Origin of the sequence: Microbacterium abyssi, assembly GCF_015277895.1 — a bacterium.
GTDB lineage: Bacteria > Actinomycetota > Actinomycetes > Actinomycetales > Microbacteriaceae > Microbacterium > Microbacterium abyssi.
The window spans coordinates 636,279-651,486 of the sequence record NZ_CP063815.1; the positions used below are offsets into that span (position 1 = coordinate 636,279).

At 69.5% G+C, this 15,208-nt stretch carries 11 protein-coding genes; 10 read left to right on the forward strand and 1 reads right to left on the reverse strand.

What is annotated here, in order from left to right:
• Positions 1–4 precede the first annotated feature (4 nt).
• Genes IM776_RS03105 through IM776_RS03115 form a run of 3 tightly spaced genes read left to right on the forward strand, consistent with a single transcriptional unit; the run spans position 5 to position 4,223 of the window.
• Complete coding sequence (locus tag IM776_RS03105; RefSeq protein ID WP_194421593.1) at positions 5–1,480, forward strand: amidohydrolase; 1,476 nt, start codon at positions 5–7, stop codon at positions 1,478–1,480.
• An 8-nt stretch (positions 1,481–1,488) separates the two neighbouring features.
• Positions 1,489–3,087, forward strand: a complete 1,599-nt coding sequence (locus IM776_RS03110) for an amidohydrolase (protein WP_194421594.1) — start codon at positions 1,489–1,491, stop codon at positions 3,085–3,087.
• The gene (locus tag IM776_RS03115; protein ID WP_194421595.1) at positions 3,084–4,223 is read left to right on the forward strand and encodes a CaiB/BaiF CoA transferase family protein; all 1,140 of its coding nucleotides are present in this window, start codon (positions 3,084–3,086) and stop codon (positions 4,221–4,223) included. The genes IM776_RS03110 and IM776_RS03115 overlap by 4 nt, the downstream gene beginning before the upstream one ends.
• A gap of 70 nt (positions 4,224–4,293) precedes the next feature.
• On the opposite strand, the gene IM776_RS03120 is transcribed toward IM776_RS03115, so the two are convergent.
• Positions 4,294–5,772: a PucR family transcriptional regulator gene (locus tag IM776_RS03120; protein WP_228479895.1), complete on the reverse strand. Its 1,479-nt coding sequence runs from the start codon at positions 5,770–5,772 to the stop codon at positions 4,294–4,296.
• Positions 5,773–5,845: 73 nt separating this feature from the next.
• Here IM776_RS03120 and IM776_RS03125 point away from each other — a divergent pair, with 73 nt between their 5' ends.
• From IM776_RS03125 to IM776_RS03155, 7 genes are read left to right on the forward strand one after another with little or no spacing between them, the layout of a single operon-like run.
• Positions 5,846–6,952 carry a DUF917 domain-containing protein gene (locus IM776_RS03125; RefSeq protein WP_194421597.1) on the forward strand — a complete coding sequence of 369 codons (1,107 nt, stop codon included), beginning with the start codon at positions 5,846–5,848 and terminating at the stop codon, positions 6,950–6,952.
• Entirely contained in the window at positions 6,949–8,523 is a 1,575-nt protein-coding gene (locus IM776_RS03130) for a hydantoinase/oxoprolinase N-terminal domain-containing protein (RefSeq protein WP_194421598.1), read from the forward strand. The genes IM776_RS03125 and IM776_RS03130 overlap by 4 nt, the downstream gene beginning before the upstream one ends.
• 33 nt (positions 8,524–8,556) lie before the next feature.
• On the forward strand, positions 8,557–10,149 hold the full coding sequence (locus tag IM776_RS03135; protein WP_194421599.1) for an ABC transporter substrate-binding protein: 1,593 nt from the start codon (positions 8,557–8,559) through the stop codon (positions 10,147–10,149).
• A gap of 10 nt (positions 10,150–10,159) precedes the next feature.
• Positions 10,160–11,185, forward strand: coding sequence for an ABC transporter permease (locus IM776_RS03140; RefSeq protein ID WP_194421600.1), 1,026 nt, complete (start codon positions 10,160–10,162; stop codon positions 11,183–11,185).
• A 7-nt stretch (positions 11,186–11,192) separates the two neighbouring features.
• Complete coding sequence (locus tag IM776_RS03145) at positions 11,193–13,031, forward strand: dipeptide/oligopeptide/nickel ABC transporter permease/ATP-binding protein (RefSeq protein ID WP_194421601.1); 1,839 nt, start codon at positions 11,193–11,195, stop codon at positions 13,029–13,031.
• On the forward strand, positions 13,028–13,801 hold the full coding sequence (locus tag IM776_RS03150; protein ID WP_194421602.1) for an ABC transporter ATP-binding protein: 774 nt from the start codon (positions 13,028–13,030) through the stop codon (positions 13,799–13,801). Before IM776_RS03145 ends, IM776_RS03150 begins: the two co-directional genes overlap by 4 nt.
• 52 nt (positions 13,802–13,853) lie before the next feature.
• Positions 13,854–15,032, forward strand: a complete 1,179-nt coding sequence (locus tag IM776_RS03155) for a M20 metallopeptidase family protein (protein ID WP_194421603.1) — start codon at positions 13,854–13,856, stop codon at positions 15,030–15,032.
• Positions 15,033–15,208 lie beyond the last annotated feature (176 nt).

The following is a 15,208-nucleotide window of genomic DNA, read 5'->3' on the forward strand; positions in this document are numbered from 1 at the left end:
CATCATGACCGCCCCCTCGCCCCTCACGCTGCGCGGCGCTCGCCGCTACGGCGAGACGGAGACCATCGACATCGTTCTGCGCGACGGCGTGATCGCCGAGATCGGGCCCTCGGGAACGGTCGAGCCCGACGGCGAGATCGTCGACGCATCCGGGCGCTGGATCGGGCCGGGCCTGTGGGACGCGCACGTGCATTTCACGCAGCACGTGATCCGTCGCAGCCGGGTGGACCTGACCGCCACCAGCAGCGCCGCCGACGTGCTGTCCACCGCCCGCCGTGCGCTCGACGCGGGGCACCCGCTGCTCAACGGCATGCTCATGGGCTACGGCTTCCGCGACGGACTCTGGGAGGACCCCGCCTCCCTCGCCGCGATCGAGGCGGCGATACCCGAGGTGCCCGTCGTCCTCGTCAGCGGCGACCTGCACTGCGGCTGGATGAACCGCGCGGCTGCCGCGCGTCTGGGCGTCGACCTCGATGAGACCGGTCTGCTGCGCGAGGGACCCTGGATCGAGCTGCACCACGGGCTTGACCAGACCGACGCACTGCCGCTGGCGGGGTACCGCGAAGCGGCGGATGCCGCGGCGTCGCGCGGGGTCGTCGGGGTCGTCGAGTTCGAGAGCGCCGACAACGTCTCGCTGTGGCGCTCGCGTGTGCGCGACGGCATCACCGGCCTGCGCGTGGAGGCCGCCGTCTGGCCCGACCGGCTGGAAGAGGTCATCGCAGCCGGGTGGCGCACCGGAGACCCGATCGACGAGCAGGGGCTCGTGACCTTCGGCCGGCTCAAGGTCGTGGTGGACGGATCGCTCAACACACGTACCGCGTGGTGCTGGGACCCGTACCCGGGCATGGATCCGTCCCATCCGCTCGCATGTGGCATGGAGAGCGTCCCGGTCTCCGAGCTTCGACGGCTGCTCGTGCGCGCCCGCGAGGCCGGCATCGGCGCCGCGGTGCACGCGATCGGCGACCGCGCCAACAGCGAGGTCCTCGACACATTCGCCGAACTCGGCATGCCCGGCGTGATCGAGCACGCGCAGCTGGTGCGCGAAGACGACTTCGCCCGCTTCGCCGAACTCGGACTGGTCGCCAGCGTGCAGCCCGAGCACGCCATGGACGACCGCGACATCGCCGACCACCACTGGGCCGGCCGCACCGGCCGTGCCTTCGCGTTCGGCTCCCTTCACCGTGCCGGCGCCGAGCTGAGGCTCGGATCGGACGCCCCGGTCGCGCCCCTGGACCCGTGGATCTCGATCGCCGCAGCCACCGCCCGCAGTCGTGACGACCGAGAGGCCTGGCATCCGGAGCAGCGGGTTCCGCTGAAGGTCGCGCTCGCGGCATCCACTCGCTCGACGCTCGAAGTCGGACAGCCGGCGGACCTCGTGATCACAGGTCGCGACCCGTACGCGTCCGATCGAGACGAGCTGCGCACGATGCCGGTGGCGGCGACGCTGCTGGGCGGCCGGTTCACGCACCGGGACATCTGAGGAAGGCCATGGGCACGCAGCTGTTCACGAACGCGAAGGTGTTCACGGGGACGGGGGAGGACGACTTCGCCTCCGCGTTCCGCATCCGCGACGGCGTCGTCGACTGGGTCGGAGACGCCGGTGACGTCAGCGGTGAGGATGCCGTCGACCTCGGCGGACGCACCGTGCTGCCCGGCCTGATCGACAGTCACACGCATCCCGCACTCATGGCGGGGACCGCCGCGGCAGCGGAGTGCTTCCCGCCTTCGGTGACCTCGGTGGAGGATCTCGTCGACGTCCTGCGCGCGCATGGCGCCGCGGTGACGGCGCCCGGAGCCTGGGTCCTCGGCCGCGGGTTCGACGACACGAAGTTCCCCGGACGCCGGATGCCGACGGCTGCCGATCTCGATCGGGTCTCGACCGAACGCCCGGTGCTCGTGTGGCGCTGCGACGCGCACTCGGCCGTGTGCAACACGAAGGCGCTGGAGATCGCCGGCATCACGGCATCCACTCCCGACCCTGCGGGCGCCCGGTTCGAGCGTGACGCCGATGGCTCGCCGAACGGAGTGCTCACCGAGATCGCCGCCGTCGCCGCGGTCACGGCCTTCATCCCCGCACCCACCCGGGACGAGCAGATCGATGCGCTCGTCGCGATCGGAGAAGAGCTCGCCTCGCGCGGCATCGTCGCCGTGTGCGACCTGCTCTCCACGCGCATCGACGAGCCGCTCGACACCTTCCGTGCGGCAGCCGGCCGCGGTCTGCGCACCAGGGTGGCGCTGTACCCGGGCTGGGATCCGGAGCATCCGCTCGCCGACCTCGCCCCCGCGGACAAAGAGGGGCAGATGCGGATCGCGGGCGTCAAGGTCGTCCTCGACGGCGCCTACTCGAACCGCACCGCGTGGGTGCACGAGCCGTATCCGGAGTCCTGCGATCACGGCCTTCGCCTCGTTGACGACACGGACGTGCTCGCCGCGGGGGAGTGGGCGCGCCGCAACGGCGTGCAGCTGGCGGTCCACGCGATGGGGGATCAGGCTCTCGATCGCGTCGTCGAGCTCTTCGCCGACGACGAGCCGTGGCTCACCGGCATCCCGTCGGTGCGCATCGAGCACGCGACGATCGTGAGCGACGATTACGTGCGCCGGCTGCGCGAAGCGCGCATGACCTTCGGCATCGCGACGCACACCGTGTTCTTCTTCGCCGAGTACGACGGCTACGAGACGGCGCTGCGGGCCGAGCAGATCACGGACGCCTACCCGATCGCGCGGCTGTACGCCGGCGTCGAGGCGCTCGCGCTGTCGAGCGACCGGCCGGCGACGGCATGGAGCGGAGCGGACGACGTGATGCTCTCGATCGAGGCGGCGGTGCGTCGGCGCACGTACAACGGCGTCGACTTCGGCCCTGCAGCGGCGATCACGGCCCCGCAGGCGCTGATGCTGTATACCGGCAGGGCGCGGATGCTGTCGCCGCTCGAGCACGTCGGCGAGATCGCGCCCGGGTTCGACGGCAGCTTCGCCGTGCTCGAACGCGACGTGTTCACGGTGCAGGCGGACGAGATCGCGCAGGTGCGCGTCGCAGAGACCTGGATCCGCGGCGAGCAGGTCTTCGTTTCCAGAAGGAACGCACCATGACGGCGGGGGAACCGTATCGCCCTCTCGCAGGCATCCGGGTGATCGACTTCACCCGACTGCTCGCGGGCCCCTACGCGACCATGACACTCGCCGAACTCGGCGCGGACGTCATCAAGGTCGAGCAACCCGAGATCGGCGACGAGACGCGGCACTGGGGCCCGCCGTTCATCCACGGTGCGAGTGCTTACTTCCATGCGATCAACCGCGGAAAACGCAGCATCGCGCTCGATCTCACGCGGCCGGCCGACCAGGAGATCGCGGATCGGCTGATCGGTACCGCCGACGTCGTCGTCGAGAGCTTTCGCCCCGGCGTCGCGGACCGGCTGGGCATCGGCGCCGAGCGCATGAGGGGGCGGCATCCGCGTCTCGTCTACGCGTCGATCAGCGGCTTCTCGCAGACCGGCCCCCTCGCCGCCGAACCCGGCACCGCCGTGACGGTCGAGGCGGAATCCGGCCTCATGCACGTCACCGGCTACGAGGGCGCAGACCCGGTGCGATCCGGCGTCGCGATGGTCGACATCGCCACGGGGATGTCGATGATCAACGGCGTGCTCGCCGCGCTCCTCGAACGGGAGCGCACCGGTCAGGGGCGCAAGCTCGAGTTCTCGCTGTTCGCCACGGCGATCAGCTCGCTGGGCACGGTCATCGCTGCGACGTCCGCGGGCGGTCCGCCGTCGAAGCCCTGGGGCAGCTCGCATCCGTCGATCGTGCCGTACCGCTCCTTCGCGGCATCCGATGGGCACGTCGTGCTCGGCGCCACGAACGATGCGATGTTCTCACGGCTCGTCGCGGCACTCGACCTGGCGGACACGCTCGGCGACGAACGCTGGAGAAGCAACCGGGAGCGCGTCGCCGGACGCGACGAGCTGGAGGCGATCGTCGGCGCACGTGTGGCGGCGCTTTCGCTGGACGAGGTCGTCGAGCGGCTCAAGGCCGCCAGGGTGCTCGTCGCACGCGTGCGCACCCCTGAGGAAGCAGCGCACGGCGCGCATGCGGCGTCCCTCGGTCTGGTCTTCGACGACGACGGGGTCTCCATCGCCCGCTCCGCGCTCGGCACCAACGGCACGCCCCGGCTCGACCGCGCGCCGGCTCTGGACGAGCACGGCGCGACCTTGCGCGCGGAATCCGCCATTTGAAAGGGGGAAGTCGTCGGGAATCCACGCGGATGACCGGCAACTTCCTCCTTTCGTGCGTCAGTCGGACCGATCAGCCGGCTCCGAGCAGGCGCACCCTGCAGGCGAGCTCCACAGCGAAGCGCACGTCCGGGTCGTCGAGATCGATGCCGAGCAGCTCGCGGATCTGGCGCATGCGGTAGCCGACGCCGTTCGGGTGCAGCATGAGCTCACGGCCGGTGTGCACGAGCGAACCCTCGTGCGCGAGATACGACTGCAGCGTGCGCACGGCGGTCAGCGCCCGATCCGTGCCCAGCTCGTCGAGCGGGCGCAGGATGTCGTGCAGCAGATCGCGGCTGATCGGCGATGCATAGACGTCCAGGAGCACGCGCCGCAGACCGGTCACGTCCGTGAGCTCCACGCCGCCGAGGCGCCCGGCGGCGATCGCCGATTCGGCGGCGATCCGGGCTTCCGCGGCGGATTGCCGCAACCCGGTGGCCCCGAGCTGCGGCGTTCCCAGCCCGACTGTGTACTCCCACCCGCTGCCCGCGAGCAGATGGGCGTGCTCCTTGATGCGCACGGCGACCTCACGCACTCGGCGCTGGTGGTCCGGGGCGCCGTGCTCCTCCGTGCACACGAGCATCAGATCGTCCTGCAGGAACGCGAAATGCCACATCTCCGACCGCTCCTCGACGAGCTGGAGCGCGAACAACTCGAGGGCCGGCTGGACGGTGCGGGGCGCACGATCGTGCACCGCGGAGGGATTGGCGGGAGCGAGCCACGCGACGACATGAGAGAGCTGCAGTGGGAGCCCCAGGTGGGCCGCTCGTCCGACGAATCCCTCCACGCGGGAGGAGTCGGTGAGCACGAGCTCGATCAGCAGGTCCGCTCGCGACTGCGTCGGCGCGAAGCGGTCGCGGCTCTGACGCTGGGCAGCACGCGAGAGCAGGGCTGCGACGACTGGAATCGCGACGTCCGTGGCCGGGTCCGGCGATGCGGCCGCGAGACGGCCGATCGGCACCTCCCCGATGCAGACCGCATCCTTGGAGGTCCACTGCACGGTCGGATCCTCGACGATCGACAGCGTCGTGCCGAGCGCGCGCGATGCCGCAGCGAGGATGCCGTCGCTGGAGGCATCATCGCCGGCAGCTGCTTCGGTGGCGCGTTCGACGGCCTGCGCACCGCGCATCATCGCCTCCGAAGCCCCGCCGGCCACTGCGCGGTCTATCGCCTTGGCGAGTTCTGCGGCGTCGGCACCCGGCGCGCAGAACACCGGAACGCCGCCGCGCGCGGCGAGCGCCGACGCCGTCTCGGCGAGGGTGAGATCGATCGTGAACACGATGCCGGCGAGGCGCCGGGCACTTGCGCGGCGCAGTGCGACGTCGACGCGGAACGGGGCCGGCTGCTCTTCACCGGTCAGGATCACCAGCGCTCCGGCGGGAACCGCGTCCAACCGGTCGAGCGAGCCGAGATCCACTCGGTCGATCGAGCGATCGTCGATCGGGCCGGCCAGGTGCCGCAGACCGAGACGTTCGGCCGCTGTACCGAGATCTCGAACCAGGTACTGTGCCACGAGCACAGTCTGACATGAAACAGTGGATTGAAGGAACATTGTCCGCCTGTAGGACCCTCCGTAACGTGGGGGCATGGCAAAGACATCCCCGCCGGCACGGGTCGGCGAGCACATCACCGAGATAACCCCCGACGACATCACAGCTCTCGGCGTCGGCACGGCGATCTTCGGCACCGGCGGCGGCGGCGAGGTCTACAGCGCGCAGACCATGGTCGAGCGGGAGCTCAGGGAACACGGATCGGTGCCCCTGGTGTCCGTCCACGATCTGGGTCCGGAAGACGTCGTGATCCTGATGTCCGGCATCGGGGCCCCGACCGTCGGCATCGAGATGCTGTCCTCGAAGGGGCAGATTCACGCTCTGCTCGAAGAGGCCGAGCGCCTCATCGGCCGCCCTGTCACGACGTTGATGGCCGCAGAGATCGGCGGCAGCAACGGCGTGCGCCCCATCGGCTGGGCGGCGAGACTCGGGCTGCAGGTGCTCGACGCCGACGGCATGGGACGCGCCTTCCCGGACGCCGCGATGATGGCCATGAACGTCGCGGGCGTGCACTGCGACTGGGCGGTGCAGAGTGACGTCGTCGGCAACATCGCGGTCATGAAGACGGTGGATCTGCACTGGCTCGAGCGGCACGCCCGCGCTCTCACCGTCGCGAGCGGATCGATCTGCATCGGGGCGCACTACCCGATGACCGCCGAGACCGTGCGCGGCGCCGTCATCGAAGGAACGGTGAGCGCGGCGATCCGGGTGGGCCACGCACTCCTGAACGCGTCGGACCCTGTCGCGGCGGTCGCTGCCGAGCTCGACGCCCGAGTGCTGCTGAGCGGCAAGATCACCGATCTCGATCGCCGCACCGTCGGCGGGTTCGTCCGCGGCTCCGTCACGATCACGGGAACAGGCGACGACCGCGGACGGCTGCAGCGTCTGGAACTTCAGAACGAGAACCTCCTCGTCCTCGAGGACGGCGAAGTCCTCGTCAGCGTGCCCGACCTCATCACGATCATCGACGCGGAGACCGGTCACGCCATCACGACCGAGATGCTCCGCTTCGGACAGCGCGTCTCCGTCCTCGCCTGGCCCTGCGATCCGATCTGGCGCACGCCTCGCGGGCTCGAGCTGGCGGGGCCGGCGGCCTTCGGCTACGACCTTCCCTACACGCCCTTCGAAGGAGCAGCCCGATGAGCGCCCGCGATCTCTCCCTCGGCGTCGACGTCGGCGGCACGAACACCGATGCCGTCATCCTCGACGGCGCCGGCGCTGTCCTCGCGCACACGAAGCAGCCGACGAGCGACGACGTCACCGGCGGCATCCGCGCGAGCATCGCCGACGTGCTCGCGGCGATCGGCGCGGACCGCAGCCGCGTCTCGCGCGTCATGCTGGGCACCACCCATGCGACGAATGCCATCGTCCAGCGGCGCCGGCTCGACAGGGTCGCGATGATCAGGCTGGGAGCCCCTGCGGCGACGGAGTACCCGCCGCTGACGGGCTGGCCGCAGGATCTCGTCGACATGGTGCTGGCGGACTCCGCCATGCTCGGCGGCGGGCACATGGTCGACGGCACGCCGATCTCGCCGCTCGACCGGGACGGCGTGCTGCGCTTCGTCGACGGGCTCGACCATTTCGACGCGATCGCGGTCGCCGGCATCTTCAGCCCCTCCTCTCCCGAGCAGGAACTGGAGGTCGCAGAACTGCTGCGCGGGCACCTCGGCCCGGACGCCCGAGTGTTCCTCAGCCAGGACATCGGACCCACAGGCCTCCTCGAGCGCGAGAACGCCACCCTGCTCAACGCCGCGCTCTACAGCGTCGCGAGCTCGGTCACCGAAGCGCTCGTCACGGTCGTCGCCGAGGAGGGTCTCGACGCGGTCACGTTCTTCGCGCAGAACGACGGCACGCTGATGTCGCTCGACTACGCCACGCAGTACCCCGTACTCACCATCGGATCCGGACCGGCCAACTCGATCCGGGGCGCGGCATACCTGTCCGGTCACGACGACGCGATCGTCATCGATGTCGGCGGTACCACCAGCGATCTCGGTGTCGTCGTCGGCGGGTTCCCCCGCGAATCCACTCTGCCGCGCGAGATCGGCGGCGTGCGGACGAACTTCCGGATGCCGGATGTGCTGTCCGTCGGCATCGGCGGCGGGACCATCGTCGACGTGGTCACGGGACGCGTGGGCCCGGAGTCGGTCGGCTATCGCATCAACCGGGAGGGGCTGCTCTTCGGCGGATCGACGCCCACGCTCACGGATGCTGCGGCGCTCGCCGGCAGTCCGGTCGCAGGCAGGCGCCTGCCCGCGATGTCCGGGGCGACTTCACGGGCGCTCGAGCGTGCACTGGAGGTCGTCGCAGATCGACTCGACCAGGCCGTCGAGCGGCTGTCGCTCGGACGGGTCGACATTCCGCTGGTGGTCGTCGGCGGCGGAGGCTTCCTCGTGCCCGACCGCCTCCCCAGCGCCGGAGAGATCCTGCGACCCGACCATGGCGGCGTTGCCAACGCCGTCGGAGCCGCCATCTCCCTCGCCGGCGGACGCGCCGATCACATGGCGTCGATGGAGGACCGCGAGGACGCCATCGCCCAGGCGTCCGAGGCGGCCATCGCCAAGGCGATCCAAGCCGGTGCGGATCCGCTGGAGGTGTCCGTCGTCGAGATCCTCGAGACGCACGTGCCCTACACCGCTCGCCCGACCGTGAACGTGAGCGTGAAGGCGGCCGGTCCGCTCGCCACTCTCACCGCCGACGTGACCGTCGGCTGACCCTCGCACCACCACCCGAATGAGGAGATTGCAATGAAACGCAGTATCGCAGTACCGGTTGGCGCCGGACTCGTCGTCCTCGCGATGACACTGGCGTCATGCTCGGGGTCCACCGACAGCGGATCGCCCGATGACGGCGACTACGTCTCCGGGGGAACCTTCCGTCAGGCACTTTTCCCCGAGGTAGGCAGCATCATCCCGATGAGCGCCACGCAGCCGCAGGAGATCCAGATCGTCACCTACGCCTACGAGACGCTGATCTACACGGACAAGGAGGGCGAGGACTTCCCCTGGCTCGCGGAGTCGTGGGAACTCGGTGACGACGGCACCTCGGTGACGTTCGAGCTCAAGGACGGCGTGACCTTCCACGACGGCACGGAGTTCACAGCGGAGGTCGCGGCGGCGAACATCAATTTCCACGCCGATCCGGCCAATACGACGACGATGGCGGATGTGCTGCCCGCCGGCATCAACGCCACCGGAAGCGGGTTGACGCTGGAAGTGTCCGCCGATGCATCCGACCCGTTCCTGGCCAGCATCCTCGGCAGCATTCCGATGGTCGCCGAAGCAGGGCTGGCCGACCCGAGCAGCCTCGAGGCCGCGTCCAACGGCACGGGGCTCTTCGAGCTCACCGACGTCGGAGCGGATCTGTACACGTTCGAGGCCCGCGACGATTACACCTGGGGACCGGATGGCGTGACCTCCGAGACCGAGGGCCTGCCGGACACGCTGGAGATCAGCGTCGTCACAGACACGTCCACGCGGGCGAACCTGATGCTGTCCGGGGAGGTCAACGCCGCGGCTGTCGAGGGGCCCGATCAGGACCGCATCGAGGCGGCCGGCCACGAGTTCGCCGGGACCATCAATCCGATCGGCCAGATGCTCTTCAACGAGCGGGAAGACCGCCCGACGCACGATCCGCTGGTACGCGAGGCCCTGATCCTCGGGTTCAACCACGAGGACACCGCTGAGGTCGTCTCCGGCGGGCGGCCAGAGGAGCTGACGTCCTGGATCACCGACGCCCCGTTCACGTGCTACCGCGAGGAGCCGATCTGGAATCGTCCCGCGTCAGACCCCGAACGTGCCGCCGAACTGCTCGACGAGGCGGGATGGACCGAGGGCTCCGACGGGAAGCGCAGCAAGGACGGTCAGCCGCTCGACATCAACTTCATCTACGACGCGACCTCCACCGCGCACTCGTCTGCGGCCGAGCTCGTGGCGGAGGACTGGGAAGGACTGGGCATCACGACGAACCTGATCGCGATGGACGGCGCCGGCTGGTCGGAGTACCTGTACGAGACGTTCGACTACGACACCGGCTGGATCCAGATCGGCGTCGGCAGCCCGGTCACGCAGGATCTGTTCTACGGCGGGGCCTTCCCCGAGGACGGCGGCCTGAACTTCATGGGCGTCTCGGACGAGGAGTACAACGGCTTCGCAGACCAGGCCCGCGCATCGGCCGACGCGGATGAGGCGTGCGGCTACTGGGAGGAGGCAGAGAAGGTCGTGGTGGAGAACTTCCACACCTTCCTGCTCACGGGAACGATCCGGCCGACGTACATGTCGGGCGCGACCTTCGAGATCACCGACTATCTGCAGCCGGTGACGATCCGCATGACGGAGTGAGCAGGCGGCGATGACCACGACACAGGCTCGAGAGAACCGGCCGCCGGCGACGGCGCGACTGCTTCAGCTGCGAGAGCTGCAGCAGCGGCGATCGCCGCGCACCGATTTCGCCATCCGAAGGATCGGGCGATTGATCGTGAGCCTGCTCGTCGTGATCCTCGCGGCCTTCTTCCTCATCCATTTCGTGCCGGGCGATCCGGTCCGCGCGGCTCTCGGCCCGACCGCTCCGGTGAGCCTGGTCGAGAGCACCCGCGCAGACCTCGGGCTCGACAAGTCCGTCCCGCAGCAGCTCCTCGACTATCTCGGGGGTCTGCTGCGGGGCGACCTCGGCACCTCGATCCAGTCCGGGCTGTCGGTCACCGGCACGATCGTGTCTCGCTTCCCCACGACACTCAGCCTCGCAGCCCTCGGCTTCGCCGTCGCGGTGATCGGCGCGCTCCCGATCGGCATGGGCGCCGCTCTGCTGGCGAGGACGGGGCGAGGGCGAGCCGCGAACAGCGGCATATCGGGGTTGCTGGGCGTGCTGATCGCCGTGCCCGACTTCCTGCTCTCGGTCGGCCTGATCGCCCTGTTCAGCATGTGGCTGGGGCTGTTCCCGCCGGCCGGCTGGGGCGACATCGACAACGCCGTCCTGCCAGTGCTCGGTCTCGCTCTCGGCCCGATGGCGTACCTGGCGCGGATCGTGCAGGTCGAGATGATCCGCGTCCTGGATTCGACGTACATCGCCACAGCCCGTGCGAAGCGTCTGCCCCAGCGACTGATCCTGCTGCGACATGCCCTGCCGAACATCATCACGGCGACGCTGACGGTCGGCGGGCTCCTGCTGTCCGGCCTGGTGGCGGGAACGGTCATCATCGAGACCGTGTTCGCCATCCCCGGGACCGGCAGCACGCTGGTCTCGGCGGTCGGCACCAAGGACTATCCGATGGTGCAGGGCATGGTGCTCGTCTACGCGACGATGGTGCTCGCCGTGAACCTCGTCGTCGATCTGATCCTCATCACGATCGATCCGCGCACCACGATCGCAGAAGGGTGAGCCCGAGATGACGACGTTCGTTCCGCGCAATCCGCAAGCGCCGCTCACGGGCGGTGCGACCTCGAAGCCGCGCCGCCGTTCACGCTGGATGAGCCTCAGCGGCGTCGCCGCCCTCGTCGGCATCGCCGTGCTGCTGACGATCGCAGTCATCGGGCCGGACGTCTGGACTCAGGCGGCGACGGAGCGCAACATCGCGGAGCGCTGGGCCTCCGCGAGCCTTGAGCATCCGTTCGGCACGGATGACATCGGACGCGACATCTTCGCCCGTGTCATGGTCGCCACCCGGCTGTCGCTGCTGCTGACGATCGGCGCGACGGCGATGCTCGTCGGTGGCGGGCTCATCATCGGTCTCACAGCGGCGATCCTGCCGAGGCCTGCGCGTCGCTCCCTCATCTGGGTGATGGACATGCTGCTGGCCTTCCCCTGGCTGCTGCTGGTGCTGTTCTTCACAGTGATCTGGGACGCCTCGGCGACGGGAGCGATGCTCGCGATCGGTCTGGCGGGGATCCCCAGCATCACGCGCCTGGTCTACAACATGGCCTCCTCCGTGTCCGATCAGGATTACGTGCGCGCCGCCCGCGTCGTCGGGGTGGGGCCGGTCGGCATCATGTTCAAGCACGTGCTGCCGAACATCGCCAATCCGCTGCTCGTGCAGTCGGCGGCATCGGCGAGCGTCACTCTGCTGTCGTTCGCCGCACTGTCCTTCCTCGGGCTCGGCGTCCAAGCGCCCGAGTATGACTGGGGGCGGCTGCTGAACGAGGGGCTCGGTCATCTGTACACCAACCCGATGGCGGCGGTCGGGCCGGGCATCGCGATCGTCTTCGCCGGTCTGGTGTTCACGATGGTCGCCGAGGCGATCGCTGATCAGCCGGGCCAGGGAGTCCGCGCGGTGGCGCGAACAGGACGCGGCGCAGCGCTGGCCGGGCTCGGGTCGCGCCGCGGCACCCCACCGGCCGCGGCTCGTGGAGGCGACGCAGCGCCGCTTGCAGAGGTGCGGCAGCTGCGCGTCGCCTTCCCCGACGGTGACGGGGGTGTCGTGGAACGGGTGCGCGGTGTCGACCTGAGCGTCGGAGCGGGAGAGATCGTCGGAATCGTCGGCGAGTCCGGGTCGGGAAAGTCGCTGACGGCGATGGCGCTGGCCGGTCTTCTGGATGCCCCCGCGATCGTCACAGCGGAGGAGCGGCGCTTCGACGACATCGATATGGCGGCCCGGCTGGGCCCTGCCGCCCGGAAGCGGCTCGGCGTCGAACTCGGCGTGATCTTCCAAGATCCGCTCACGTCGCTGAATCCGGCGCTCACCATCGGTCGCCAGCTCACCGAGGTGCCGCAGCAGCATCTCGGCATGAGCCGTTCCGAGGCTCGCAAGCGTGCTGTGGACGGATTGGATGCCGTCGGCATCCCGAACCCCGCCGAGCGCCTCCGCGACTATCCGCACCAGTTCTCCGGCGGAATGCGCCAGCGCGCCATGATCGGCATGGCGCTGACGGGGCACCCGCGCCTCATCATCGCCGACGAGCCGACCACGGCCCTCGATGTGACAGTCCAGCGGCAGGTGCTCGGCGTGCTGCGCCGCGCGCAGCGCGCGACCGGGGCCGGCATCGTCTTCATCTCGCACGACATCGCCCTCGTCTCGGGGTTCTGCGACCGCGTCGTGGTGATGAAGGACGGTGAGATCGTCGAGCAGCTCGATGCCGCGCGCATCAAGGAGCAGGCGACGCATCCGTACACGAGAGGGCTGATCGCGTGTCTGCCCGACATGCACTCCGACCGCACCCGACCGCTTCCGGTCATCGGCGACGAGTTGCCGGCCGAACCCGCTCCCGCACCCGTGGAGGTGTCGCTGTGAACGCACTCGAGATCGAAGACCTGCAGATCAGGTACGGACGCCGTGAGGTCGTGTCCGGAGTGTCCCTCGCGATTCCCGCCGGGCGGACACTGGGGCTGGTCGGCGAGTCCGGTTCAGGGAAGTCCACCGTCGCCAATGCCGCCGTCGGGCTGGCGCCGATCCACGCCGGCGACATCCGCGTGCACGGCGTGAGCTCGGTCGGACGACGCCGCTCGGCCAGGACTGCTCGCCGTCGCATCCAGATGGTGTTCCAGGACCCCTTCTCGTCCCTGGATCCGAAGATGCCGATCGGCGAATCCATCGCCGAGGGGCTCAAAGCCGCCGAACATGACATGTCCCGCGCCGCACGTCGCGATCGAGTCGCCGAGCTGCTGGAGCAGGTCGGTATGGACCCGGGGCGCGCGGATGAGCTGCCGAAGTCGTTCTCCGGCGGTCAGCGCCAGCGGATCACGATCGCCAGAGCGCTCGCCGGTGAGCCCGAGATCCTCATCGCCGATGAGGTCACGAGCGCCCTCGACGTCTCCGTGCAGTCCACGGTGCTGAACCTGCTGCGTGACCTGCAGCAGCGCCTGGGGCTGACGATGCTGTTCATCTCTCACAACCTTGCGGTCGTCCGGTACGTCAGCGATGACATCGCCGTGATGCGCAACGGGCACATCGTCGAATACGGGCCGACGGATGAGCTGCTCGCCGACCCTGCTGAGCCGTACACGCGGGAGTTGCTGGAAGCAGTCCCGGTGCTGGGCGAGCGCATGGTGCTCAGCGCTTGATCCGCTCAGCGACTGATCCGTTAAGCGGCTGCGAACGGGAGAGGACGTTGACGTGACGACACGTTTCGAGGCTGCGGGCCTGCTCGACGACCTGGTCGCCGTGCGGCGTGAACTGCACACCGCCGTGGAGATCGGGCTCGAGCTGCCTCGCACGCAGGCCATCCTGCTGCGCGAGCTGGCGGGCCTCGGGCTGGAGGTCAGCACCGGGCGTTCGCTGTCGTCGGTGACCGCGGTACTCCGCGGCGGGATGCCGGGCCCGGTCGTGCTGCTTCGCGCCGATATGGACGGTCTTCCCGTGACCGAGGCCACCGGCCTGGTCTTCGCGTCCACCTCCGGTGCCATGCACGCCTGCGGCCATGATCTGCACATGGCAGGGCTCCTCGGTGCAGTGCGGCTTCTCACCGCCCGACAGGCAGAGCTTCCCGGCACCGTCGTCTTCATGTTCCAGCCGGGTGAGGAAGGCCAGGCCGGAGGCCGCATCATGCTCGAGGAGGGTGTGCTGGAGGCGGCGGGGGAGCGGCCGGTCGCCGCCTTCGCGATCCATGTGGAGTGCACTGTTCCGCGCGGCGAGCTCGTCACCCGGGCAGGATCGATGATGGCCAGCGCCAGTGCGCTGCGCATGACTCTGCGCGGAACCGGAGGCCACGCGGCGTTCCCGCAGAACGCGATCGATCCGGTCCCGGTGGCTGCACAGCTCATCCTCGCCGTTCAGGCTTTCAGCGCACGGCGGCTGCCGGCCACCGATCAGGCGGTGATCTCGATCACGCGGCTCTCCAGCGATTCGGCTGCCAGCAACGTGCTGGCGGCGGAGGTGCACCTGGAGGCCAACATCCGCACGCTGTCCAAGGCGACGCTCGAGATCATCCGCACCCAGCTGCCCGTGATGCTGACCGGTATCGCCGAGGCGAACGGATGCACACTCGAGGCCGAGTTCATCGCGTCGTACCCGGTGACCTACAACGACCCTGGCGAGACGGCTTTCGCGCTGACGGTCCTCGATGAGCTGGTCGGCGCTGAGCGGGTGACCCGGCTGGAGGCGCCCTCGATGGCCTCGGAGGACTTCTCGTACGTGCTCGAGGAGGTGCCGGGAACGCTCGTGTTCCTGGGCGCGGCGCCCGATGAAGGATCGGGGCCGTTGCACTCCGAGCACGCGGTCTTCGACGACGGCGTGCTGGGGCTGCAGGCATCCGTGCTCGCCGAGCTCGCCTGGCGGCGCCTGGAGCGAGCGTGACGTGCGTCCGATCGGCGGGTAAACTCGCCCCGTGCTGTTCTGTGTGAGCGCCCCTCAGGCGCGGAAGGCGGTCGCAGGCGCATCGCGCGCCGGCGGCAGAGGCTGAGCATCGGCCGGAGGCGGATCCCCGTCCCCGGCAGATCGTCGTACCCGGCATCCATCTGAGCGATGCCGGC

Excerpts from the sequence above, each read along its gene's own strand:
- IM776_RS03105 (WP_194421593.1), top strand. The coding sequence starts at position 5 with ATGACCGCCCCCTCGCCCCTCACGCTGCGCGGCGCTCGCCGCTACGGC.
- IM776_RS03135 (WP_194421599.1), top strand. The coding sequence starts at position 8,557 with ATGAAACGCAGTATCGCAGTACCGGTTGGCGCCGGACTCGTCGTCCTC.
- IM776_RS03130 (WP_194421598.1), top strand. The coding sequence starts at position 6,949 with ATGAGCGCCCGCGATCTCTCCCTCGGCGTCGACGTCGGCGGCACGAAC.
- IM776_RS03140 (WP_194421600.1), top strand. The coding sequence starts at position 10,160 with ATGACCACGACACAGGCTCGAGAGAACCGGCCGCCGGCGACGGCGCGA.
- IM776_RS03110 (WP_194421594.1), top strand. The coding sequence starts at position 1,489 with ATGGGCACGCAGCTGTTCACGAACGCGAAGGTGTTCACGGGGACGGGG.
- IM776_RS03145 (WP_194421601.1), top strand. The coding sequence starts at position 11,193 with ATGACGACGTTCGTTCCGCGCAATCCGCAAGCGCCGCTCACGGGCGGT.
- IM776_RS03115 (WP_194421595.1), top strand. The coding sequence starts at position 3,084 with ATGACGGCGGGGGAACCGTATCGCCCTCTCGCAGGCATCCGGGTGATC.
- IM776_RS03125 (WP_194421597.1), top strand. The coding sequence starts at position 5,846 with ATGGCAAAGACATCCCCGCCGGCACGGGTCGGCGAGCACATCACCGAG.